Here is a 22,913-nt window from a genome sequence, read left to right as displayed (position 1 = left end):
GGATGTCGTGGAATCAGGCGGGGGCTGGCTGGAAACGCGCGCGGTAGCGCCCGGGACTTTCGCCGGTCCATTTCTTGAACGCGCGGTGGAAGGCGCTGGGCTCCTGAAAGCCGGTGAGTTCGGCAATCTCGCTGATGCTGACGGAGGTGCGCCGTAGCAACTCGACGGCGACGCCGCGGCGCACTTCATCCTTGATTTCCTGGTACGAGCCGCCTTCGCGCTCCAGGCGCCGGCGCAGGGTGCTGGCGCTCATCTGCACTTCGCGGGCGAAGGCTTCCAGGGTCGGCCACTGGCTGTAGTGGCTGCCCCGCAAGCGCTGGTGCACCTGGGTGGTCAGCCCGTGCTGGTTGCGAAAGCGGATCACCAGCCACTGCGGCGCGCTGCGCAGGAACACCTTGAGCGAGGCCAGGTCCTGGACCACCGGCAGGCGCAGGAAGCGGCTGGCGAATTCGATCTCGGTGCGCCCGGCGTTCCAGCTCAGGTTGCTGCCCCACAGCAGCGCATCGTCGCTGAGGCTCAGGCGCGAGTGGCGAAAGTCGGCACGGTCGATGGGAATCCGTCGCCCGCCGAGCCAGCACAACAGGCTGATAACCAGCACCAGCAGGGTTTCCTCGGCGTAGTGGCTGCGCAGCGGGTCGGCGCAGCGGCTGTCGAGGCTGATCACCGCACGCTTGCCCCGCAGGCTGAGGCTGGCACCGACGTCCCGCAGGAACAGGCCGAAGTTGTTCAGGCACTGGCGCAGGGCTTTTTCCAGGTTGGGCTCCTGGATCAGCCCGCGGCAGATCAGGGCAAAGGCCCCCGGCGGCATGCCCCGGGAGTCGAGCTGGAAGAATTCGTCCTGCAACTCGCGGATCTGGATCAGCCACAGTGCGGCAAAGGCACTGCCGGGCACCCGCGCCCGGGGCTGGTCGAGCAACGCCGGATCGATACCGGCCTCGCGCAGCACGGCCGCCAGCCGCGCCGGCTGCTGGCGCAGGGCGTGGGTCATCACCCGGACAAAGTAGACCGCGACCGAATCCGATTCACGCATGTAGAGGCTGTGCTCCCGTAGCTGGACCTATGGCAAAAAACGCCAGCACGCTTGACCGCTTTCGGCATAGGCCGGCCACCGCGCCGGGCTCTAGACTCGCGCTGGATAATGCGCAGTGCAAGGCAACCGCGCCATGCTCCGCGAAGGCAATGAACAAAGGAAGAGCTGAAGATGAATCTTGCGAATATCGGGGTGATCGGCGCCGGCACCATGGGCAACGGCATCGCCCAGGTCTGCGCCCAGGCGGGCTTTGACGTGACCCTGCTGGACATCGCCCAGGGCGCCCTGGAAAAGGCCCTGGCCACCATCGGCAAGAACCTCGACCGCCAGGTGAGCAAGGGCACCCTCGGCGAAGACGACAAGCTCGCCGCCCTGGGCCGGATCCGCATCAGCACCGACTACGGCGTGCTCAAGGATGCGCAACTGGTGATCGAAGCCGCCACCGAGAACCTCGACCTCAAGCTCAAGGTGCTGCAGCAGATCGCCGCCCAGGTCAGCGCCGAGTGCGTGATCGCCTCCAACACCTCGTCGCTGTCGATCACCCAACTGGCCGCCAGCGTCAGCGCGCCCGAGCGGTTCATCGGCCTGCACTTCTTCAACCCGGTGCCGGTGATGGGCCTGATCGAGGTGATCCGCGGCCTGCAGACCAGCGACGCGACCCACGCCCTGGCCATGGACATGGCCCAGCGCCTGGGCAAGACCGCGATCACCGCCGGCAACCGCCCCGGTTTTGTGGTCAACCGCATCCTGGTGCCGATGATCAACGAGGCGATCCTGGTGTTCCAGGAAGGCCTGGCCAGCGCCGAGGACATCGACGCCGGCATGCGCCTGGGCTGCAACCAGCCGATCGGCCCGCTGGCCCTGGCCGACCTGATCGGCCTGGACACCCTGCTGGCGATCCTTGAAGCCTTCTACGACGGCTTCAACGACAGCAAGTACCGCCCCGCGCCGCTGCTCAAGGAAATGGTTGCCGCCGGCTACCTGGGGCGCAAGACCGGTCGGGGTTTCCATCACTATGGCTGAGCGTTGCTCACGCTTTGCCGAAAGCCGCGACAAGGCCCTGGAGCTGTTCGCCAGCAAGGGCTTCGGCCAGGTCGGCATGCGTGAGCTGGCGAGCCATCTGGGGCTGACCCCGGGCTCGCTGTACCACCATTACCCGAGCAAGCAGCACCTGTTGCTGGACCTGATCGAGGAGTTCTTCGATGAGCTGCACAGCACCCTCAAGCGCCTGCAACGGCGCAAGTTGCAGGGCGACTGCCTGCCGGCGCTGATCCGCGCCCACCTGAAGCTGCATCGGGAATTGCCGCGGCATTTCCGCCTGGTGGAGCGCGACAGCGGCTGCCTCAATCCCGACCAGCAACTGCGGGTCGGGCAATTGCGCGAACGCTACGAACAACAGCTGGTGCAGTTGCTGGGCACCCCGACCGGCCTTGGCCCACAGGCGCAGCGCGCCGCGGCCCATGCTTTGGCCAACCTGCTCAACAGCGCCCCTAGCTGGTTCAGCGAACAACCCCTGGCCGAGCGGGAACGCGAAGCCCTGTTGGAAAACCTGCTGAGCGGCGCCATCGAGCGCCTGCTGGGCGGCGTGCCCGTGCGCAGCGCGGTGGCCTGAGCCTCAGCGCAGGTGCAGCGGGTCTACCAGCCCGGCGGCAATGGCCATACCCACCAGTTCCGGCAGGTGTTCGGCCTGCATGCGCTTCATCACCCGTGAGCGATACAGGTCGATGGTCTTGATGCTGACCCCCAGTTGCTCGGCAATTTCCCGGTTGGTGTAGCCCTGCACCAGCGGCAGCAACACGTCTTTCTCCCGTGGCGTCAGGCTTTCCAGCAGCGCCTGCACCCGGGCCTGCCCGGCACTCTGGTTCTGATGGCGGTCGGCGCGGCTCAGGGCCTGCTGCACGCTGTCCAGCAACAGTTGTTCGTTGTAGGGCTTCTCGATGAAGTCCACCGCCCCGGCCTTGAACGCGCGGACCACGATGGGCACGTCGGCGTGGCCGCTGACAAAGATCAGCGGCAGGCGGATATCGCGCTGGCGCAGCTCTTCCTGGACGTTCAGCCCGCCCATGCCGGGCATGCGCACATCCAGCAGCACGCAGGCGTTCAGGCTCGGGTCGCAGTGTTCGAGAAACTCGCGGCCACTGGTGAAGGGCACCGCCTTGAGCCCCACCGACTCCAGGAGCCAGACGGTGGAGTCGAGCATGCCCGGGTCGTCGTCGACCACATACACCAGTTGCTGCGCCACACTCGTCATTGCCTTGCTCCTGTCGTTGCGGGGGAAGTTGCCTGGGACGTTGCCGAGGGGTCGGCCGGGGCACTGGCCGGCAGCCGGCAGCACATGCGCAGGCCGACGGCCTGGGGCTGGGCCTGCAAGTCGCCGCCAAAGCCCTCGACGATGCTGCGGCTCATGGACAGCCCGAGCCCCAGGCCATTGGCCTTGCTGGTGTAGAACGGCGTGAACAGCTGCGGCAGTTGCTCGGCGCAGACACCGGGGCCCTGGTCGCTGACGCTGATCTGCACCCCGCCTTCGGCCGTCGCCTCGGCGGCCAGCACAATGTGCGAGCCCTGCTGCCCATGCACTTCGCGGTTGGCCTCGATGGCGTTGCGCAGCAGGTTCAGCAGCACCTGCTCCAGCAGCACCCGGTCGGCGTACACCGGCGGCAGATTATCCGTCAGCTGCAAGTCGATCGTCACCTGGCTGGCCTGGGCTTCCCAGGCACACAGGCGCACGGTTTCCCGGGCCACTTCGGCGATGTCCAGGGCCTGCACCCGGCGCCCGCCCTTGCGCAAAAAGGCCCGCAGGCGCTTGATCACTTCGGCGGCGTGGGTCGCCTGCTCGGCAATCCGTTCCAGGCCCTGGGCCACCTTGCGGGCGGCCTCGGGCTGGGTGCCCAGGGCCTGCAAGTAGCGCTGGCTGGCATTGGCGTAGTTGACCACTGCGGCCAGCGGCTGGTTGATCTCGTGGGCGATGCCCGAGGCCAGTTCGCCCAGGGTCACCAGGCGCGCGGTGTGGGCCAGTTCGTCCTGGTGATGGCGCTGCTGGGCTTCGCGCAGTTCGCGCTCGCTCTGGTCGTGGGCCACCAGGGAATAGAAACGCTCGCCACTGGCCGCGCGGTGGGCCAGGAGCATCAGCGAGACCGGCACCGAGGCGCCGCCGGCCGGCGGTTGCAGGCGCGCCTCGATGCTCCAGCGGCCGCTGTGTTCAGCGCGGTCCCAGCCTTCGCGTTGCAGGCTGTCGAGTACCGCAGCGCTGAGGATGGCCGCCAGTGGCGGCATTGCCTGCCCGTCGCCGAGCCCCAGGGTGCGCCGCGCCGCCGGGTTGAGGTAGGTGACCGCGCCGCCGGGCTGGATGAACAGCACCGGGTCGGGGTTGGCCTCTACCACTTCCGCCAGGCGCCGCTTGTTCTCTTCGGCCTGGACCCGGGCGGTGATGTCCCGGGACACCGCCACCACTTCCACCACGGTGCCGGTGTAGGTGTCGCGAATGCCGCGGCAGGCGGTTTCGAACCACAGGTAGTGGCCGTCGCGATGGCGGATGCGATAGGTCATGGTGTGGTAGCCGTCCTGCTCCAGGGCATCGCGGGTGCGCTGCATCAGCCCGGCCAGGTCCTGGCTGTGGAACAGGCTGCGGGCCAGGCGCCCGCGCAGTTGCTCGGGCCAGTAGCCGAGCAGGGTCCAGGAGGCCGGTGAGGCGTCGAGGAAGCTGCCGTCCGGGGTGTGCCGGGAAATCAGGTCAGTGGTGTTTTCGGTGATCAGGCGGTACAGGCGCCGGGCCTTGGCCGACTCGCGCTCGGCCCGGACCTGGGCCGTGGCTTCCTGGCAGCGCGCCAGTACCCGCTGGCGATGCGGATCGGGGATAAAGCTCCAGAGCAGGATGCGCTCGCCCCACTGGGCTTCCACCTGCTCGATGGCCCGCTGCTGCTCCAGGCAGGCCCGTACCAGGGCCGGGTGGTTGACCGGCAGCAGGGCCGCGAGATCGCCAGTGGCAGCATCGTCCAGCCACTGGCGCAGTGCCGGGTTGAGGTCCAGCGGCTGCGCCTGGGCGTCCAGCAGCAGGCTGGGTTGCGGGTCGTGGCCGAGCCAGGGCGAGTCCGGCAACTGGCCTTCACGCTGCAGGCGCAGCCAGTGACGCAGGTGGGTAGAGTCGGGCATGGTCGATCAGTCTCGCGGCCGGAAGGGTAGGTTCTTTTTATAGTACAATTACTATACAACTCAGGTAGTACTTCCATATCAATCGACAAACAGTATATAAAAGACCCCGGATAAGTCACCGAGCTTTCGCTGGGTGTGCTGCGTACCTGTAAGCAACGCCGAACGTAGGAGCTGGCTTGCCAGCGAAGAGGCCCGTGGGATCGCTTTCGCCGGCAAGCCGGCTCCTACAGTCAGTGCCCCCAGGTACACAGCACGCGCCACTCAAGCCTCGGCCAATAGAGCTAATAATCAGCCACCGGGTACCCGAACCATGTCCATCTACGAGCAAGGCCTGGCGCCGACTGCCGTCAACCATATCGCCCTCTCCCCCTTGAGCTTCATCGAGCGTACCGCTGCGGTTTACCCCGATTACCCGGCGGTGATCCACGGTTCGATCCGTCGTACCTGGGCCCAGACCTACAGCCGCTGCCGGCGCCTGGCCTCGGCCCTGGCCGGGCGCGGCATCGGCAAGAACGACACGGTGGCGGTGATGCTGCCCAACATCCCGGCAATGCTCGAAGCACACTTCGGCGTGCCGATGATCGGCGCCGTGCTCAATGCCCTCAATGTGCGCCTGGACGCCGAGGCCATCGCCTTCATGCTGGCCCACGGCGAAGCCAAGGTGCTGATCGCCGACCGCGAGTTCCATGAGGTGATCCACGCCGCCGTGGCCATGCTCGATCACCCGCCCCTGGTGATCGACCTCGACGACCCGGAGTACGGCGAGGGCCAGCCGGTCAGCGAGCTGGACTACGAAGCGTTCCTGGCCGAGGGCGATCCCGAGTTTGCCTGGCAGTGGCCGGATGACGAGTGGCAGGCCATCGCCCTGAACTACACCTCGGGCACCACCGGCAACCCCAAGGGCGTGGTCTATCACCACCGCGGCGCCTACCTCAATGCCCTGGGCAACCAGATGACCTGGGCCATGGGCAACCACCCGGTGTACCTGTGGACCCTGCCGATGTTCCACTGCAACGGCTGGTGCTACCCCTGGACCGTCACCGCCCTGGCCGGGGTGCATGTGTTTTTGCGCCGGGTCGACCCGCAGAAGATCCTCGACCTGATCCGCGAGCACCAGGTCACGCACCTGTGCGGCGCGCCCATCGTGCTCAATGCCCTGGTGAACATGCCCGACACCGCCAAGGCGGCCATCGACCACCCGGTCAACGCCATGGTGGCCGGGGCCGCGCCGCCGGCCAAGGTGATCGGCGCGGTGGAGGAAATGGGCATCAAGGTGACCCACGTCTACGGCCTGACCGAGGTCTATGGCCCGGTGACCCTGTGCGCCTGGCACGCCGCCTGGGATGAACTGCCCCTTGAACAGCGGGCGCAGATCAAGTCGCGCCAGGGCGTACGCTACCCGACCCTGGAAGGGGTGATGGTGGCCGACCCGAAAACCCTCGAACCCACGCCCCGGGACGGCCAGACCATCGGCGAGATCTTCATGCGCGGCAACACCGTGATGAAGGGCTACCTGAAGAACCCCACGGCAACCGCCGAAGCCTTCGAGGGCGGCTGGTTCCATACCGGCGACCTGGGGGTGACCCACCCGGACGGCTACGTGGAGATCCGCGACCGGCTCAAGGACATCATCATTTCCGGGGGCGAGAACATTTCCACCATCGAACTGGAAGGCGTGCTCTATCGCCACCCGGCAGTGCTGGAAGCCGCGGTGGTGGCCCGGCCCGATGAAAAATGGGGTGAGACGCCCTGCGCCTTCATCACCCTCAAGGCCGACCACCAGCAGGTGCGCGAAGCCGAGATCATCGCCTTCTGTCGCGAGCACCTGGCAGGCTTCAAGGTGCCGCGTACCGTGGTCTTCAGCCCGTTGCCCAAGACCTCCACCGGCAAGATCCAGAAGTTCGTCCTGCGCGACATGGCGAAAAACCTCTAGCCTGAATACACCGACCCAGCCCTTGTAGGAACTGGCCGGGCGGCGCTTCGCTTGCCAGCGAAGGCGTCGGCCAGGGCGATGCATGGCTTGCGGGCCTCTTCGCCGGCAAACCGGCTCCTACATGGTGGCGGGGTTTTCGTTGTCGATTCATGCGGCCGAGGCCGCTCAACCTCCACTTTTGCCCGAGGTTCCTGCAATGCCCGAATTCAACGCTCCGCTGCGCGACATGCGCTTTGTCCTGCATGAAGTGTTCAACGCACCCAAGCTCTGGGCCCGCCTGCCGGCCCTGGCCGATACCGTGGACGGCGACACCGCCGACGCCATTCTCGAAGAAGCGGCCAAGGTCACCGGCAACCTGATCGCCCCGCTCAACCGCAGCGGCGACGAGGAAGGCGCCAGCTGGCACGCCGGGCAGGTGCGCACCCCGGCCGGTTTCAAGGAGGCCTACAGCACCTATATCCAGGGCGGCTGGGTCGGCCTGAGCGGCAACCCGGCCTACGGCGGCATGGGCATGCCGAAGATGCTCGCGGTGCAGTTCGAGGAAATGCTCTACGCCGCCAATTCCAGTTTCGCCCTGTACTCGGCCCTGAGTTCCGGGGCCTGCCTGGCCATCGATGCCCACGCCAGCGAAGCGCTGAAACAGCTGTACCTGCCGCCGATGTACGAAGGCCGCTGGGCCGGTTCCATGTGCCTCACCGAGGCCCACGCCGGCACCGACCTGGGGATCATCCGCACCCGCGCCGAGCCCCAGGCCGACGGCAGCTACCGCATCAGCGGCAGCAAGATCTTCATCACCGGCGGCGAGCAGGACCTGACCGAGAACATCATCCACCTGGTGCTGGCCAAGTTGCCGGACGCCCCGGCCGGGCCCAAGGGCATCTCGCTGTTCCTGGTGCCGAAGATCCATGTGGACGCCAACGGCAATCTCGGCGCGGCCAACGCGGTGAGCTGCGGTTCCATCGAGCACAAGATGGGCATCAAGGCCTCGGCCACCTGCGTGCTGAACTTCGACGGCGCCACCGGCTGGCTGATCGGCGAGGCCAACAAGGGCCTGGCGGCGATGTTCACCATGATGAACTACGAGCGCCTGTCCATCGGCATCCAGGGTATCGGCTGCGCCGAGAACTCCTACCAGAACGCCCGCACCTACGCCCGCGAGCGCATCCAGAGCCGCTCCCCGGCCGGCCCGGTGGCCAAGGACAAGATCGCCGACCCGATCATCGTCCACCCCGATGTGCGGCGCATGCTGCTGACCATGAAGGCCATGACCGAAGGCGGCCGGGCCTTCGCCAGCTACGTCGGCCAGCAGCTGGACCTGGCCAAGTTCGCCGACCAGCCCCATGAGCGGCACAACGCCGAGGCCCTGGTGGCGCTGCTGACCCCGGTGGCCAAGGCGTTCTTCACCGACACCGGCCTGGACAGCTGCGTGCTGGGCCAGCAGATCTTCGGCGGCCACGGCTACATCCGCGAATGGGGCCAGGAGCAACTGGTGCGGGATGTACGCATCGCCCAGATCTACGAAGGCACCAACGGCATCCAGGCCCTGGACCTGCTGGGGCGCAAGGTGGTGGGCAACGGCGGCGTGGCCCTGCGCCTGTTCACCGGCGAGATCCGCGACTACGCCTACCTGCCCGGCGCCGCCTACGCCGCCGAGCTGCTGGACGCGGTGCAACGCCTGGAAGACCTCAGCGACTGGCTGCGTGAACAGGCGGCGCAGAACCCCCACGCGGTGGGCAGCGCCTGCGTCGAATACCTGCAGCTGTTCGGCTACGTGGCCTACGCCTACCTGTGGGCGCGCATGGCCCAGGTGGCCGAGCACAAGCGTTCCGAGGACGACGGTTTCTACGGTGCCAAGCTGGCCACCGCGCGCTTCTACTTCAGCCGCATGCTGCCGCGCATCCTCAGCCTGGAGCAGAGCATCCGCGCCGGCAGCGCCTCCTTGTTCGGCCTCGACGCCGAGCAGTTCTGAGCCCCTGGGCAGGGCGCCCGGCGCCCTGCCCCGTGCCGGTAAAAAAGCCGCGCCCGCAGGTGCAAAACCCCGGGCGGCCCGGCATACTCCGCGCACCCGAGCACCGCCCAAGGAAGAAACGTGTTGGCCCCCGCCCTGATCATCGCCAGCTCAGCCATCGTGCTGCTGCTCGGCACCCTGCACCTGATCTACACCTTCGCCACCGACAAATTCCAGCCCCGTGACCCGGCCCTGGCCGAACGCATGCGCCAGGTGTCGCCGATGATCACCCGCCAGACCAGCCTGTGGCGGGCCTGGGTCGGCTTCAACGCCAGCCACAGCCTGGGCGCCATGCTGTTCGGCCTGGTCTATGGCTACCTCGCCTGGCTGCACCCGGCCCTGCTGCTGGAGGCCCGTGGCTTGCTGCTGATCGGCCTGGGGTTTCTCGCCAGCCTGTGGGTGCTGGCCATCCGTTACTGGTTTCGCATTCCCCTGGCGGGCATCAGCATCGCCCTGGTGCTGTTCGCGGTTGCCTGCGGTTTGCTGTGGGTTTGAACCCAGCCCACCACACACTCTCATCGGCCCTGTTTTTTTCGAGTCTCTGCATGTCGCCCCTGCACACCTTCTGGTCCCGGCTCTACTACCTCCTGTGCTGGATCGCCGTGGCCGCACAATTGGCCACCATGATCCGTTGCAACCTGCACCTGATCGTCCCCCGGGAAGTCGGCGGCACGCTGTTCGGCGGCTCCATGGGTTTCATGCTGTACCTGGGCGGCTGGGCCTTCAGCGTCATCGGCCTGGGCCTGGCCGTGCTGACCCGGGTGCCCGGCGCCCGCCTGGCCTGGATCATCGGTGGGCTGGTGCAGTTGCTGCTGGGCCTGTGGTGGCGGATCAACTACCCGGATGATTTCGACGGCAACCTGATCTTCAGCATCCAGGCCCGGGAGCTGGACTATGTGATGGTCTTCGGTTTCGCCCTGGTCTACAGCGGCATCTACCTGTTGCACCAGCAGCGGCTCAAGCCGAGAGCCCCCGCCACCCTCCGTGAGCTGTCGTTGCGGATTGCATGGGCGGTATTGCTGGGGGGCTTCTTCATCCCCCCCTTGGTCAATGCCAGCAAGGCGCCCCTGCCGTACTGCGCCTTCAACCGGGCCGGCGAACAGTTGAGCCTGTGCCTGGGCCCTGGCACCCGGGTCATTGTCGACTGACCGCCAACCCCGCCTCTTTCTTGCTTCACCAAACCTTGATGAGTGTGCCCATGTCTCGCCTGTTTACCCTGTGGTTGTGGCTCTACCGCCCTCTGTGCTGGATCGTCGTTGCCGCGCCCTTGTCGCTGATGCTGCTGTGCGACGTGCAGATGATGCAGCCGCGGGATGTCAGCAGCACGCTGTTCGGTGGGGCCATGGGCTTTCAGCTGTACCTCTTTGTCTGGGTGCTGTGCCTGATCGGCCTGGCCGTGACCCTGCTGACCCGGATGCCCGGTGCGCGCCTGGCCTGGCTCCTGGCCGGGCTGGTGCCGCTGCTGCTGGGCGCCTGGTGGCGGCTCGACTACCCGGATGACCAGGACGGCAGCCTGGCCATCAGCCCCCAGAAGTGGGAGCTGGAGTACATGATGGGCATCACCTGTGTGTTCGTGGTCAGCGGCCTGTACTTCTACTGGCGCCGCCGCCTCGCCCCGCGGCCCGCCGCCGACAACGCCGATGAGCTGTTTCTGCAGACCCTGTGGGCACTGGCCCTGGCAGCAGCCTTCATCCTCCCGCTGCTGAGTTTCATGCAGCCGTAATTGCGCCCCGCTGCGCCCTCGCCCCGTCCGGCCATGCCCCCGGCCAGGCATAAAAAAGCCCCGAACCGGTCGGGGCTTTTTTCCTGCCTGGGCGCTAGCCACCGGTGGCGGCCGGTCGTTGCCTGCGCGCCGGCAGGGCGGCGGCAAAGGCCATGGCCTCTTCCCGGGTGCCGAAGGTAGCAAGCCGGTCACCCGGCGTGCAGACCTTCCAGGGCCCGTGGTTGACGCTCAAGACCTGATAGCCGTTGATCTGCAGTTTGTTCAGCAGCGGCGTGCTCATGGACACCTCCTTTTTCCTCGGCGAGCCTGGGGCTTGGGCGTTTTACCTTACACCCGCCACACCGCCCGGCGACTGCCGCATGTCGGCGCGCCGGGTCACTTCTTCAGGTTGGCCAGGGGATCGTAGGCCCGCGAGCGCTTGCGCCGGTGCTCGGGTTCAGGGCGGTCCAGGGGTGCCCTGGCCGGGCCTACCGGGTCTACCTGGGGGTCGGCCAGGTCTGGCGAATCGGGGTCGAAACCCGGGTCATGATGATTCGAGGCATGCTCGGACGAGCGCGGCCCCGTGGGGTTCTTGGCAGTCATGGGCAGCTCCTGTGCCAGCCTGGAAAAGGCCGGATACAGGGGTTGGATCACGATTCGTGGCCAGGGTGCCGCCGAGCGGACCAGCGGCCAGCGGCAAATTGCATTGTGCTGCCGGGCGTCGCAGGATGGCGCCTGGCCCATAACCGCTCAAAAGGACGTGTTCATGACGATTCGTGCCGTGGTTTTCGATTTTGGTGGCGTGCTGTTCGACTGGAGCCCGCACCACCTGTACCGCCAGCTGATCCCCGACGATGAGCGCCGCCAGTGGTTCCTCGACACCATCTGCACCCAGGCCTGGAATACCCGGCAGGACGCCGGCCGCAGCCTGGCCGAGGCGACCCGCAGCCTGGTGGCCGAGCACCCCGACCATGCCCCCTTGATCGAGGCCTATTACGGGCGCTGGCCGGAAATGCTCAAGGGGCCACTGGATCAGGGCGTAGCCCTGCTGGAAGAACTGCACCAGGCGCAGGTGCCCCTGTTCGGGCTGACCAACTGGTCCCGGGAAACCTTTCCCTATGCCTGGGACAATTACCCGTTTCTGCAGCGCTTTCGCGACATCGTGGTGTCGGGGCAAGAGCGCCAGATCAAGCCGGATGCCGAGATCTATCACACGACCCTGGGGCGCATTCGTGCGCATTTGCCGGGGGTGGCCCCCGAGGAACTGGTGTTCATTGACGACCATGCGCCCAATATCGTCGCCGCAACGGCGCTGGGGTGGCATGCGATTCATCATGTGACGGCGGCCGAGACGCGGCGCCGGCTGGAGGAGTTGGGGGTGGTCCGAGCGCACTGACACCCCGTAGGGGCGGCTTGCCAGCGAAGGCGCCGGCCAGGGCGATGCATGGCTGTCGAGGGCCTCTTCGCCGGCAGCCGGTGCCTACGCTCGCCCCCCCTTTCTCACCCCCTCCTATCGCCATCCGCAATCACCTCCCGCCTGCATATCGCCCTTTGGAATGTCTCCAAAATCAACCCTTTACCGACCGTGAATCCACCGGTCGGAAACCCACAAAATCAATGTGCCATTACCCTGCCAATTCCACCCGCGCTGCTTAACTGCAAAAGCTGCCGAGTAGCGCAGCACCCCATCCACACCCACGGAAGGCAAACGCCATGAGCAATGCATCCCAACATGTGATCCCCCCCTACGGAGTCGCCATCCAGTCGGCCATCAGCGAAGGCAAGCTGCCGGAGATGAAAGCCCTGCTGGCCAAGCGCGATCCGGCCAGGAACGAACCCAAGGATCTGCACAACGCCTACGAACAGCTGGCCAAGGAAGTCGCCCGCCTGGAACGCCGCTGATCGCGGCTCCCCTGTCATTGAATGGAGGCAAAGCAAATGTCCGGCAACTACTCGCAAGCCGAAGGCCTGTTCCCCCTGAGCTACCGTATCGGCACCTCGCAACCCGGCGCGCCCACCCTGATCCTCAACCTGCTGGCCTATACCCCGGAACACAGTGTGCGCGGCACTTCCAGCATCACCCAGGCGGTCAACCCGCCCCTGGACCTGCACAGCGATGTCTGGGGCCAGTACACCTACCTCACCGTCATGCCGCCCAGCACCAGCAAGATCCTCATCACGGCCCAGGGCAACCAGGGCGGCCCGGGGTCGAACTCGGTGATCAACTTCAAGCTGCACCTGGTGGTCAGCGACGACTGGAAGGAAGGCGTGGCCAACTATCAGTACTACAACGGCCACAGCTGGGTGACGGTCAACCAGGTGCCCGCCCACCTGCAGGAAACCGTGCAGTCCAGCACCCTGTCGGCCCCTCTGCACCGCGGCCAGCCCAACCATCCGCTGCCGCCGATCTCGGCGCTGTACGGGGCGCCGATCCACGGTGCCATCGCCAGCGGTGACCTGGCGCAGATGAAGAGCCTGCACAAGGTCGCCACCCAGCAACTGGAACAGCTGCCGCTGATCCGCACCGCACTGGTGGCCGCCAAGGCCGAGATCAGCCAGCAGGAGCGGCGCTGAGCCCGGCCGTCCATCGAACCTGATGTCTTCAAGAAGATAAGGAGTTGCAGCATGACAATCGGACTGTTCCATACCCGCCTCATCGTCGCCAACCCCGTGATCGGTGGGCCGGTGCTGACCCTCGACCTGCTGGTCGATACCCCGAAGAAACGCGTCAGCGGCGTTGCCCGCGTGACCCAGAGCACCTCGCCACCGGTGCAGTTCCACGCCGACGTGTGGGGCGACTACTCCCAGGTCAAGCTCGACCCCTCCAGCGAGGGGCACATCATCCTCAGCCTGGCCGGCAATCCCAGCGGCCCCACCAGCCAGATCGCCGAGACCTTCCATCTGCAGGGCATCCTCGGCCTGGACTGGGCCAGCGGCTTCGCCAGCTACAAGTACCAGTTCCAGGGGCACTGGCACGTGGTGCAACACGCCGCCGTGAGCCCGGCCCCGGTGGAGCAGGCGCAGGCAGCGGACTACGCCAGCCAGGCCGGCCCGGCCGCCGAAGTGCGCCACCCGCTGTACGCCGTGGCGCTGCAGCAGGCCCAGGCCAGCGGCGACCTGGCGCGGCTCAAGGCACTGGTGGCCCAGGGCGAGCAGCAACTGGCCAACGCTGACAACCTGACCCAGGCGGTGCAGCAGTTGCAGGCAGAAATCAGCCGCCTGGAACAGCGCTGACCACCAGCCCCCGGGGCCGCCCGCCGCGGCCCCGGGGGCTGCCACAAAACGACCGCGCCATTGCGACACAAGGAAGGCGCGCCTATTTCGATGGGTTGGTGCCGCGCACCGCCGGGTGCGCAAGGAACTCTCATGTCAGACCGTCTCCCCGCCCGCTACCTCAGCGAAACCGACCTCAAGCGCTTTGTCCCGGTGCATGTGGTCTGGGAAATCACCCTCGCCTGCGACCTCAAGTGCCTGCATTGCGGCTCCCGCGCCGGGCATCGGCGCCCGGGCGAACTCAATACCCAGGAATGCCTGTCGGTGATCGATTCGATCGCCGCCCTGGGCACCCGGGAAGTCACCCTGATCGGTGGCGAAGCCTATCTGCGCAAGGACTGGACGCGGCTGATCCAGGCCATCCACGACCACGGCATGTACGTGGCGATCCAGACCGGCGGGCGCAACCTGACCCCGGCCAAGATGCAGGCCGCGGTGGACGCCGGGCTCAATGGCGTCGGCGTCTCTCTGGATGGCCTGGCGCCGCTGCATGACGCGGTGCGCAATGTCCCCGGCTCCTTCGACAAGGCCCTGGATACCCTGCGCCGGGCCAAGCAGGCCGGGCTCAAGGTCAGCGTCAACACGCAGATCGGCGCCGCCACCCTGCCCGACCTGCCGGCCCTGATGGAGCTGATCATCGATGCCGGCGCCAGCCACTGGCAGATCCAGCTGACCGTGGCCATGGGCAATGCGGTGGATCACCCCGAGCTGCTGCTGCAGCCCTACCAGTTGCTGGAGGTGATGCCGCTGCTGGCGCGCCTGTACCGCGAAGGCGCCGAGCGCGGGCTGCTGATGAATGTGGGCAACAACATCGGCTACTACGGCCCCTACGAGCACATGTGGCGCGGCTTCGGCGACGACCGCGTGCACTGGAGCGGCTGCGCCGCCGGGCAGACGGTCCTGGCCCTGGAGGCCGACGGCACGGTCAAGGGCTGCCCGTCCCTGGCCACCGTGGGTTTCTCCGGTGGCAACGTGCGCAGCATGAGCCTGCACGACATCTGGCACTACAGCGAAGGCATCCACTTCGGCCGCCTGCGCTCGGTGGACGACCTGTGGGGCTACTGCCGCACCTGTTACTACAACGATGTCTGCCGCGGCGGCTGCACCTGGACCTCGCACTCGCTGCTGGGCAAGCCGGGGAACAATCCCTACTGCCACTACCGGACCCTGGACCTGGCGAAAAAGGGCCTGCGCGAACGCATCGTCAAGCTCGAAGACGCCGGCCCGGCGTCGTTCTCGGTGGGCCGTTTCGACCTGATCACCGAACGCATCGACACCGGCGAGGCGGTATCGAGCGTCAACGACAGCGGCCAGGTGATCAAGCTGGCCTGGGTCAACCAGGGCCAGGCGTCGCCCGAGGAAGGCCGCATCCCGCCGCGCCTGGCCCTGTGTCGCAGTTGCCTGGAGTACATCCACGCCCATGAAAGCACCTGCCCGCACTGCAACGCCGATGTCGCCGCCGCCGAAGCCCGGCACCAGGAGGACCGGCTGCGCCAGCAGGCGCTGATCAACACCCTGCACCAGTTGCTCGGCACGCCCCAGGAGCAGCCGCGCCTGTAACCCCCGCCCGCACCGCCGCCGCGCCCCCAATGGCGCGGCGACGGTTATATCGCCACGGGCGAGCATGGAAAAACCATCTATAAAAAAACCTCCGCGCAGGGCCGATAACGGCTTTGCTATGGAAGTTCGTCCACAGGCCCGCGTGCCTGCCCGTTACCTGCGACCGGAGCACAGCATGAAAATCAACCCCTACCTGGTGTTCAACGGCACCTGCAAGGCCGCCTTCACCTTCTATGCCCAATGCCTGAACGGCACCCTGGAAATGATGATGACCTTCGGTGAAAGCCCGGCCCGTGATCACATCTCTGCCGACTGTCACGAACGCATCATGCACACCCGCCTGAGCGTCGGCGACCAGGTGCTGATGGGCTCGGACACCACCCCTGAGCTGCCCTACTTGGGCATCCACGGCTGTTCGATCTCGCTGAACATCGACAACGCCGCCGAAGCCGAACGGGTATTCGCCGCCCTGGCCGAACAGGGCAACGTGCAGATGCCCCTGGAAGCCACCTTCTGGGCCGAGCGCTTCGGCATGCTGGTGGACCGCTTTGGTGTGCCATGGATGGTCAATTGCGAGAAGCGCCCGTAACCCGGCCCACCTGCAAGCCCGGCCCCGGTGCTGTGCAACGCAGCACCGCACCGCTGCGCCCGCGGTGAAAGATTTTGCGCACTTCATCAAACAGCCACCGCAACCCTGTACTAGGATACGAGGCGACCCTTTGTCGCCCAGAGCAAACAGGAGGTAAATCAACCCTGACCCAAACTCGTTGCTATAAGGCAGCCCCCCTCCACACCTTCACATTCATGGATGAAATGATGAACTCACAAATACTGTTTCCACACATTGGTAAGGTCATCGCCAGCACCGGCAGCCGCAACTTTCCGCGCATGCTGCACGACCTGATACTCACCCAGCTGGCTGTGGACGCCACCCATATCACCCAACTGCGGGCCGACCCGGAACAGGCCGTCGGCAGAACCGGCAACACCCTGATGCAGACCCGCCACCCGCTGTACAGCGATGCCCATGCCAGCAATGACCCGCTGCTGCTCACCGGCTTTCCCGAACAACCCGGCGAACCGGCCCCGGGCCCGTCGCTGCAACGCCAGCGCGGCCACGCGGACCCGGCACAACTGCACCTGACCGGGCGCAAGGACTCCTACCACTACGTGCTCTCGGTGTACCGCAGCAGCCAGGACCAGAGCTTTTCCCCCCAGGAACGCCTGCTGCTGGAGGACATCTCGCCGTTGCTGCTGCCCATGGTGGAAAAACACATCAGCGCCCTGCAGCCCCGGGGCGATGCCGCCGAGCAGGACAGTGCCGCCATCGAGGGCCTGGCAAGCCTGCGCCTGCGCTTTGCCGCGCGCCTGGAACAGTCCGGGCTGCGCCTGTCCAACCGCGAGCTGGAGGTCTGTGTCGGGCTGCTGGCCGGGCGCACCGCGCCGCAGCTGGCCGAGCAGCTCAAGCTCAAGGTCAATACCGTCGAAAGCTACTTGAAACGCGCCGCCATCAAGCTCGGCATCAGTGGCCGGCACTCGCTGCTGCGCTGGATGTACTCGCCCGAGGAACAAGCGCCGCACAGTAGCGAAACCCCGACGGCCTGATCCGGCCTTGGCCCTGTAACCCCCGCCGGCCCCAGCGCCGGCGGTTCGGTCTACGGCCTGTCAATCCCGGGCCAGGGCCTCGATGGGATCCAGGCGCGCGGCGTTGCGCGCCGGAACGAAGCCGAAGACGATGCCGATCAGGGTCGAACAGGCGAACGCGGTAATGATCGACCCCATGGAAAACACCATCTCCCACTCCTTGATGAACAGGGTGAACAGGTAGCCGATGGCGAACGACAGGCTGATGCCGATGGCCCCGCCGATCAGGCAGACCATCACCGCCTCCACCAGGAACTGCTGGCGGATATCCGACTGCCGGGCCCCCACCGCCATGCGGATGCCGATCTCCCGGGTCCGCTCGGTGACCGACACCAGCATGATGTTCATCACCCCGATTCCCCCCACCACCAGGGAAATCACCGCGATCAGCGACAGCAGCAGGGCCAGGGAGCGGCTGGTGCGCTGCACCGTCTGCATGATGCTGTCGAGGTTGTTGGTGAAGAAATCCTTGGTGCCGTGGCGCTGCTCCATCAGCTTCTTCACATGCTCCTCCACCACTTTGCTCGGCTGGCCGTCCTTGATCCGCACGCTGATGCTGTCCAGGTGGCGCTGGCCGAGCACCCGCCCGGCGGCGGTCTCGTAGGGCAGCCAGACGTTCAGCAGGTTGCTGGCGGCGAACATGTTCTTGTTCTCCCGGGTCACGCCGATCACCGTGCACGGCAGGTTGCCCACCAGGATCACCTGCCCCAGCGGGTCGACATCCGGGCCGAACAGGCGGTTGCGGGTGTTGTGGTCGATCACCACCACCTGGGCCTGGCGCCGCGCGTCGTTTTCGCTGAAGGAAATGCCGCTGGCCAGCTTGATGTCGCGAACCTGGAAATACAGGTGGCTGACGCCGTTGACCGTGGCGTTGAGATCGATGTTGCCGTAGCGCAGCAACAGGCTGCGGCCGACCATGGGCGTGGCACTGTCGACGTAGTACAGCTGGTTCAGGGCCGTCACGTCGGCGGGCATCAGGGTCTGGATCGCCGCCGCCCGGCTGTCGCCGAAACTGGCCCCGGGGAAGATGTCGATGGTGTTGCTGCCGATGGCCTGGATGTCCTTGAGCACGTAGCGCTTGGCGCCCTCGCCGATGGCCACGATGGACACCACCGAGGTGATGCCGATGACGATCCCGAGCATGGTCAGCAGGGTGCGCATGCGGTGCGAGACCAGCGCCACCCAGGCCATCACGAAGGCCTCCTTGAACAGCCCCAGGCTGGCCACCAGGCGCCGCGCACCGGCGGGCCGCACGCTGACCGGTGGCTCGCTCGGCGCCTCGTCCGCCGGGCGCGGGTTGGCCCGGTCGCTGACGATCTCGCCGTCGCGCACTTCGATGATGCGCTGGGCGTTGGCCGCCACCTTGGGGTCGTGGGTGACGATGATCACCGTGTGCCCCAGGCCGTGCAGTTCCTGGAGGATGTTCATCACCTCCTTGCCGCTGGCGGTGTCCAGGGCACCGGTGGGTTCGTCGGCGAGTATCACTTCGCCGCCGTTCATCAGCGCCCGGGCGATGCTCACTCGCTGCTGCTGGCCGCCGGAGAGCTGGTTGGGCCGGTGGCCCAGGTGCCCGGACAAACCCAGGCGCGCCAGCAGTTCCCGGGCCCGGTCATGGCGCCTGACTTGCGGGGTACCGGCGTAGATCGCCGGCATCTCGACGTTGTGCATGGCGCTCAGGTGCGGCAGCAAGTGGTAGCGCTGGAAGATGAAGCCGAAGTAGTCGCGGCGCAGTTCCGCCAGGGCCTGGTCGTCGAGGTCGCGGGTTTCCCGGCCGTTGACCTTGTAGCTGCCGGCGGTGGCGTAGTCCAGGCAGCCGAGGATGTTCATCAGGGTCGACTTGCCCGACCCCGAGGCCCCGGTGATCGCCACCATTTCCCCGGCCTGGATGCTCAGGTCGATGTGCTTGAGGGCCAGGAACTCCCGATCCCCGGCGGTGAAGCTGCGGCTGATGCCGGTGAGGTGCAGCAGGGGCTCGCTCATGCTCAGGCCCCTGCCGTGCCGGGCAGCGGATCACCGATCACCACCCGGTCACCCTCCGCCAGGCCGTCCTTGATCTGCACCTTGACGTTGTTGTTGATCCCGGTGCTGACGTTGCGCGCCTGGGCATGGCCCTTGGCGTCCAGCACCCGCACCGCGAAGCTGCCGTCGGCATTGCGCGGGCCCAGGGCCGCCACCGGTACCATCAGCACGTCCTTGGCGGTATCCAGCACGATGCGCACCTGGGCAGTCATGGAAATGCGCAGCCGATGGTCCGGGTTGGGCACGTCGAATAGCGCGTTGTAGAACACCGCGGTGTTCTGCTTGGGGGTGCCGGCGGTCTGGGTTTCGAGGAAGTTCTGCGGCGCCGGCTCAGTGCCCCGCAGTTTGGCGTAGTAGCGTTTTTCCGCCTCGCCGAGGATGGTGAAGTACACCTGTTGGCCGGGGGCGATATGGATCACATCGGCCTCCGAAACCTGGGCCTTGACGGTCATGGTGTCCAGGTCCGCCAGTTTGAGCAGCACCGGCGCCAGCTGGTTGGCGATCACCGTCTGGCCTTCCTGGGTCACCACCCCCACCACATCGCCATCGATCGGCGCGACGATGCGGGTGTAGGCCAGGTTGACCTTGGCGGTGTCGATCTGGATGTGCGCGCTCTTGATCTGCGCGTCCAGGGACAGCAGGTTGGCCCGCTGCACCTCGTAGTTGGATTCGGCGGTCTCGTAATCCTGCTGGGAAATCGAGGCGTCGGACTGCAAGTCACGGTAGCGCTCGTAGATGGCCTTGGTTTCCTTGAGCTGGGCCGCGGTGGCGCGGCGCTTGGCCTGCAGGTTCTCCTCGTCCACCTGGGCCTGGCGCAGGGTGTTCTGCAGCACCAGCGGGTCGATTTCCGCCAGCCACTGGCCCTTTTTCACCTTGTCCCCGACCTTGACCTTGAGCGACTTCAACTGCCCGGAGACCTGGGCCCCGACATCCACCTGCTTGATGCCTTCGAGCAGGCCCGAGGCCAGGACCGCGTTCTCGATATCCCCCCGTTCGACCTTGGCGGTCAGGTACTGCGGCGGCTCCGCCGGCGCCTGCACCGTATAGAAAATCAACCCGGCCACAACCACCAGCAACAGCCCCATACCGATTTTGCGAAACTTCGACTTTTCCATAGATGACCACAAGTCCGTTGAGGGCGGGCTGCACCGGCCAGCGGCGAGCCCCCTTACAGAACACCGTGCTGCCGTAGTGAGCGGTGTTCCAGATGAATTAAACCGGGTGTCCAGGCGCCGGCAGGGCCAGCGCCTGTGTTGCCCCGCGCCCTATGACATGACCTCCCCCTGGGGCAGCGCCAGGCCGTCATGCCACCAGGCCGCCAAGTGGTAGACGTTGGGCGCCTTGAGCAGGCTGAAGTGGTTGCCCGGGCCGTACCACACCTGCAGGTGCGCAGCCTGCCGGCGCCAGCCCTGGACCATCCCCTGCTGCTCCCGGCGGTTGCCGGCGGCGTCCAGGCTCGGGTCATCCGCCAGCACCAGGCGCACCTTGCCCTGGTACGGGCGCCGAGGCTGGTAGCGGGTGCGCAGGGCGCTGGCGAAGGTTCGCGCCGGGCCGTGCATGGCCCGCGGGTCGGCGCGCGGGGACAACAGCCCGACCCGGACCATGCCGGCATGCAGCAGGTGCATCTGCATGCCGTCGTCCTCGGCGGCGAAGCGCTCGGGGTCGATGCCCATGTCCTGGCCTGCAGCCAGTTGCATGGATTCGATCAAGCGCCACAGCGCCGCGGTGGTGGTATAGGGCCGCCCTAGCGCGCCATTGCCTCCGGGAGCCTCACTGTCGATCAGGGTCAGCGACACCACTTCGCGACCAGCGGCCTGCAGGGCCCCGGCCATCTCGAATGCCACCCAGCCGCCGAAGGAATGGCCGATCAGGTGCAGCGGCCCGTCGGGGTACTCGGCGGTGATGGCCTCCAGGTAATGCCGGGCCGCCACTTCGACCTGGCCATGGGGCACCCCGCAGCCGTCCAGGCCCCGGGCCTGCAGGCCGAGGATCGGCCATTCGGCCCCCAGGGCCTCGCTCAGGCCGATAAAGCCGGTGATGCTGTCACCGGCCCCGGGCACGCAGAAGATCGGCGTGTGCCCGGGGCGCCCGCTCTGGATCCGCAGCAAGGGCTGGTGCGGCACAGCGCTCACCGCGCCCTTGGCCCTGGCCGCCGCCAGGGCCTGGCCCAGGGCGTGCCCCAGGGCCTGGATATGCGGCGCCTTCATCATGCTCAGGTGGTCCCCGGGCACGCTGATGCAGTGCAGTTCGCCCGCCGGCAGGATCTCGCCCCAGCCCAGGGTCGGGCTGCGCCGGGACAGCTCGGTGGGCCGTTCGGCGGCGCAGAACAGATGCACCGGCATGCCCAGGGGATGGACCCGGTAATGGGCCAGGGCATGGCCGTGGGCGACCTCGCGATCCAGGTAATGGCCGAGCGCTTGCGGCGGCGCCGTGGCCAGTTGCTCGAACAGCAGCCCCTGGTCGCGGCAGCGTTGCAGCAGGTCGGCAAAGTCCAGTGGCTCCAGCGGCGCCTCCAGTTGTTCCAGGTGCGCCAGGGGCTGCACCCCGGCCGCGCCCTGGGCGCTCCAGTAGGCGCGGCACTGCAACAGCAGGTGGCGCTTGTGCGCGTGCTCGCCAGACCAGCGCGCCTTGCCCTGGTCGGTCAGGCGCGGCACGTAGCTGTCGATCAGGCCGAGGAACTCCACCTCCTGGTCCAGGCCCAGCAACTGCTGGGCGATCTCATAGGCCAGGACCCCACCGAAGGACCAGCCGGCCAGGCGATACGGCCCCTGCGGCTGGGCCTTGCGCATCACGTCAAGCAAGCGTGTGGCCAGGCATTCCAGGGTGCGCAACTGCGGCTCGCCGACCGCCACGCCGGGCAGGCCGTAGATCGGGAAATCGCCTTCCAGGTGCTGGCCCAGGGCCGGGAAATACACGTCCAGCCCGGTGAACTCATGGACCAGGAACAGCGCCGGGCCACTGCCGCCGGTGCGCACCGGGATCAGCTCGGTGGAGCGCGGCGCGGCCGTGCGCTCGCTCAACAGGCGCGCCATGGCCGCCACCGTGGCGTGCTGGAACAGCTCCGCCAGGGTCACGTCGAACGCCGCCTGTTGCAGGCGGTTGATCAACTGGATGGCCGAGAGCGAATGCCCGCCCTGTTCGAAGAAGTGGTCGTGGCGACCTACTTGCTCGAGCTTCAGCACCGCCGCCCAATGCCCGGCCAGGGCCTGCTCCAGCGCGCCCTGGGGCGCGGCATAGGCCTGGGCGAGCTGGGCCGCGCTGCCGGGCGCCGGCAGCGCACGGCGGTCCAGCTTGCCGTTGCGGGTCAGGGGCAAGGCCTGCAAGTGCACATAGGCCAGGGGCACCATGTAGTCCGGCAACTGCTGTTGCAGGTGGCTGCGCAGTTGCTCGGCATCCGGCGCCGGGGTGTGCTCGTGCAGGGTGTAGTAGGCCACCAGGCGCTTGTCCCCGGGGCTGTCTTCACGCACCACGACCACGCCGTCCCGCAGGCCGGGGAAGCGGGCCAACTGCGCCTGGATTTCCCCGGGTTCGATGCGCAGGCCGCGGATCTTCACCTGCTCGTCATTGCGCCCGATGCATTCCAGAAGACCATTTT

At 66.9% G+C, this 22,913-nt stretch carries 22 protein-coding genes (1 of these 22 cut by a window edge); 14 read left to right on the top strand and 8 right to left on the bottom strand.

Translation table 11 applies throughout. From position 1 onward, the window contains the following. Window positions 1-13: 13 nt before the first annotated feature. Window positions 14-1,030: an AraC family transcriptional regulator gene (locus tag AC1RMG_RS00865; protein WP_210672233.1), complete on the bottom strand. Its 1,017-nt coding sequence runs from the start codon at window positions 1,028-1,030 to the stop codon at window positions 14-16. Window positions 1,031-1,201: 171 nt separating this feature from the next. On the opposite strand from AC1RMG_RS00865, the gene AC1RMG_RS00860 reads away from it, so the two are divergent. Together AC1RMG_RS00860 and AC1RMG_RS00855 are read left to right on the top strand one after the other, a co-directional pair. Then, complete coding sequence (locus AC1RMG_RS00860) at window positions 1,202-2,053, top strand: 3-hydroxybutyryl-CoA dehydrogenase (RefSeq protein WP_011060466.1); 852 nt, start codon at window positions 1,202-1,204, stop codon at window positions 2,051-2,053. Continuing rightward, the gene (locus tag AC1RMG_RS00855; protein WP_011060465.1) at window positions 2,046-2,642 is read left to right on the top strand and encodes a TetR/AcrR family transcriptional regulator; all 597 of its coding nucleotides are present in this window, start codon (window positions 2,046-2,048) and stop codon (window positions 2,640-2,642) included. Before AC1RMG_RS00860 ends, AC1RMG_RS00855 begins: the two co-directional genes overlap by 8 nt. 3 nt (window positions 2,643-2,645) lie before the next feature. Here AC1RMG_RS00855 and AC1RMG_RS00850 read toward each other — a convergent pair whose 3' ends face one another. Both AC1RMG_RS00850 and AC1RMG_RS00845 read right to left on the bottom strand, forming a co-directional pair. Further along, window positions 2,646-3,281: a response regulator transcription factor gene (locus AC1RMG_RS00850; RefSeq protein ID WP_493167985.1), complete on the bottom strand. Its 636-nt coding sequence runs from the start codon at window positions 3,279-3,281 to the stop codon at window positions 2,646-2,648. Beyond that, window positions 3,278-5,179: a PAS domain-containing sensor histidine kinase gene (locus AC1RMG_RS00845; protein ID WP_493167983.1), complete on the bottom strand. Its 1,902-nt coding sequence runs from the start codon at window positions 5,177-5,179 to the stop codon at window positions 3,278-3,280. The genes AC1RMG_RS00850 and AC1RMG_RS00845 overlap by 4 nt, the downstream gene beginning before the upstream one ends. A 310-nt stretch (window positions 5,180-5,489) precedes the next feature. On the opposite strand from AC1RMG_RS00845, the gene AC1RMG_RS00840 reads away from it, so the two are divergent. From AC1RMG_RS00840 to AC1RMG_RS00820, 5 genes are all read left to right on the top strand, one after another. Next, entirely contained in the window at window positions 5,490-7,112 is a 1,623-nt protein-coding gene (locus AC1RMG_RS00840; protein WP_072451497.1) for an acyl-CoA synthetase, read from the top strand. Window positions 7,113-7,308: 196 nt separating this feature from the next. After that, window positions 7,309-9,081 (top strand): acyl-CoA dehydrogenase C-terminal domain-containing protein, encoded by a 1,773-nt coding sequence (locus tag AC1RMG_RS00835; RefSeq protein WP_370058876.1) that lies wholly within the window; start codon window positions 7,309-7,311, stop codon window positions 9,079-9,081. A 120-nt stretch (window positions 9,082-9,201) separates the two neighbouring features. Continuing rightward, window positions 9,202-9,615, top strand: a complete 414-nt coding sequence (locus AC1RMG_RS00830) for an LIC_13387 family protein (protein WP_123397594.1) — start codon at window positions 9,202-9,204, stop codon at window positions 9,613-9,615. Between the two features lie 50 nt (window positions 9,616-9,665). Then, window positions 9,666-10,268 (top strand): hypothetical protein, encoded by a 603-nt coding sequence (locus AC1RMG_RS00825; protein WP_401019229.1) that lies wholly within the window; start codon window positions 9,666-9,668, stop codon window positions 10,266-10,268. Window positions 10,269-10,318: 50 nt separating this feature from the next. Next, entirely contained in the window at window positions 10,319-10,843 is a 525-nt protein-coding gene (locus AC1RMG_RS00820; RefSeq protein ID WP_019095111.1) for a hypothetical protein, read from the top strand. A 94-nt stretch (window positions 10,844-10,937) separates the two neighbouring features. On the opposite strand, the gene AC1RMG_RS00815 is transcribed toward AC1RMG_RS00820, so the two are convergent. Together AC1RMG_RS00815 and AC1RMG_RS00810 are read right to left on the bottom strand one after the other, a co-directional pair. Then, window positions 10,938-11,123, bottom strand: a complete 186-nt coding sequence (locus tag AC1RMG_RS00815; protein WP_011060459.1) for a DUF2188 domain-containing protein — start codon at window positions 11,121-11,123, stop codon at window positions 10,938-10,940. Window positions 11,124-11,218: 95 nt separating this feature from the next. Then, complete coding sequence (locus AC1RMG_RS00810) at window positions 11,219-11,425, bottom strand: DUF6021 family protein (RefSeq protein WP_015634945.1); 207 nt, start codon at window positions 11,423-11,425, stop codon at window positions 11,219-11,221. A 163-nt stretch (window positions 11,426-11,588) separates the two neighbouring features. Here AC1RMG_RS00810 and AC1RMG_RS00805 point away from each other — a divergent pair, with 163 nt between their 5' ends. The 7 genes from AC1RMG_RS00805 (at window position 11,589) to AC1RMG_RS00775 (ending at window position 17,260) form a co-directional block, all read left to right on the top strand. After that, window positions 11,589-12,218: an HAD family hydrolase gene (locus AC1RMG_RS00805; RefSeq protein ID WP_011060457.1), complete on the top strand. Its 630-nt coding sequence runs from the start codon at window positions 11,589-11,591 to the stop codon at window positions 12,216-12,218. Between the two features lie 317 nt (window positions 12,219-12,535). Next, the gene (locus tag AC1RMG_RS00800; protein ID WP_015634943.1) at window positions 12,536-12,724 is read left to right on the top strand and encodes a DUF1843 domain-containing protein; all 189 of its coding nucleotides are present in this window, start codon (window positions 12,536-12,538) and stop codon (window positions 12,722-12,724) included. Between the two features lie 36 nt (window positions 12,725-12,760). Continuing rightward, window positions 12,761-13,396 (top strand): DUF1842 domain-containing protein, encoded by a 636-nt coding sequence (locus tag AC1RMG_RS00795; protein ID WP_011060455.1) that lies wholly within the window; start codon window positions 12,761-12,763, stop codon window positions 13,394-13,396. Between the two features lie 51 nt (window positions 13,397-13,447). Continuing rightward, a complete protein-coding gene (locus tag AC1RMG_RS00790; protein WP_011060454.1) occupies window positions 13,448-14,056 on the top strand; it encodes a DUF1842 domain-containing protein in 609 nt (202 codons plus the stop codon). A 132-nt stretch (window positions 14,057-14,188) separates the two neighbouring features. Next, complete coding sequence (locus tag AC1RMG_RS00785) at window positions 14,189-15,655, top strand: GDL motif peptide-associated radical SAM/SPASM maturase (RefSeq protein ID WP_026020220.1); 1,467 nt, start codon at window positions 14,189-14,191, stop codon at window positions 15,653-15,655. 175 nt (window positions 15,656-15,830) lie between these two features. Continuing rightward, window positions 15,831-16,244, top strand: coding sequence for a VOC family protein (locus AC1RMG_RS00780; protein WP_011060452.1), 414 nt, complete (start codon window positions 15,831-15,833; stop codon window positions 16,242-16,244). 227 nt (window positions 16,245-16,471) lie between these two features. After that, window positions 16,472-17,260 (top strand): helix-turn-helix transcriptional regulator, encoded by a 789-nt coding sequence (locus AC1RMG_RS00775; protein ID WP_041752100.1) that lies wholly within the window; start codon window positions 16,472-16,474, stop codon window positions 17,258-17,260. Between the two features lie 60 nt (window positions 17,261-17,320). On the opposite strand, the gene AC1RMG_RS00770 is transcribed toward AC1RMG_RS00775, so the two are convergent. The 3 genes from AC1RMG_RS00770 to ofaC form a co-directional block, all read right to left on the bottom strand. Further along, window positions 17,321-19,279 (bottom strand): MacB family efflux pump subunit, encoded by a 1,959-nt coding sequence (locus tag AC1RMG_RS00770; protein ID WP_493167978.1) that lies wholly within the window; start codon window positions 19,277-19,279, stop codon window positions 17,321-17,323. Between the two features lie 2 nt (window positions 19,280-19,281). After that, a complete protein-coding gene (macA, locus tag AC1RMG_RS00765; protein ID WP_011060449.1) occupies window positions 19,282-20,433 on the bottom strand; it encodes a macrolide transporter subunit MacA in 1,152 nt (383 codons plus the stop codon). Window positions 20,434-20,583: 150 nt separating this feature from the next. After that, window positions 20,584-22,913: the 3' end of an orfamide A non-ribosomal peptide synthetase OfaC gene (gene ofaC / locus AC1RMG_RS00760; RefSeq protein WP_493167975.1), read on the bottom strand. It continues 12,376 nt past the right edge of the window; 2,330 of the gene's 14,706 nt are visible here — the last part of the coding sequence; its start codon lies beyond the right edge, outside the window — the gene reads right to left on this strand; the stop codon is at window positions 20,584-20,586.

The sequence above is a fragment of the Pseudomonas sp. GW822-FHT04H02 genome (assembly GCF_058800645.1).
The sequence above is the reverse complement of the archived record's forward strand: the minus strand, read 5'-3'. Positions and strand labels throughout refer to the sequence as shown.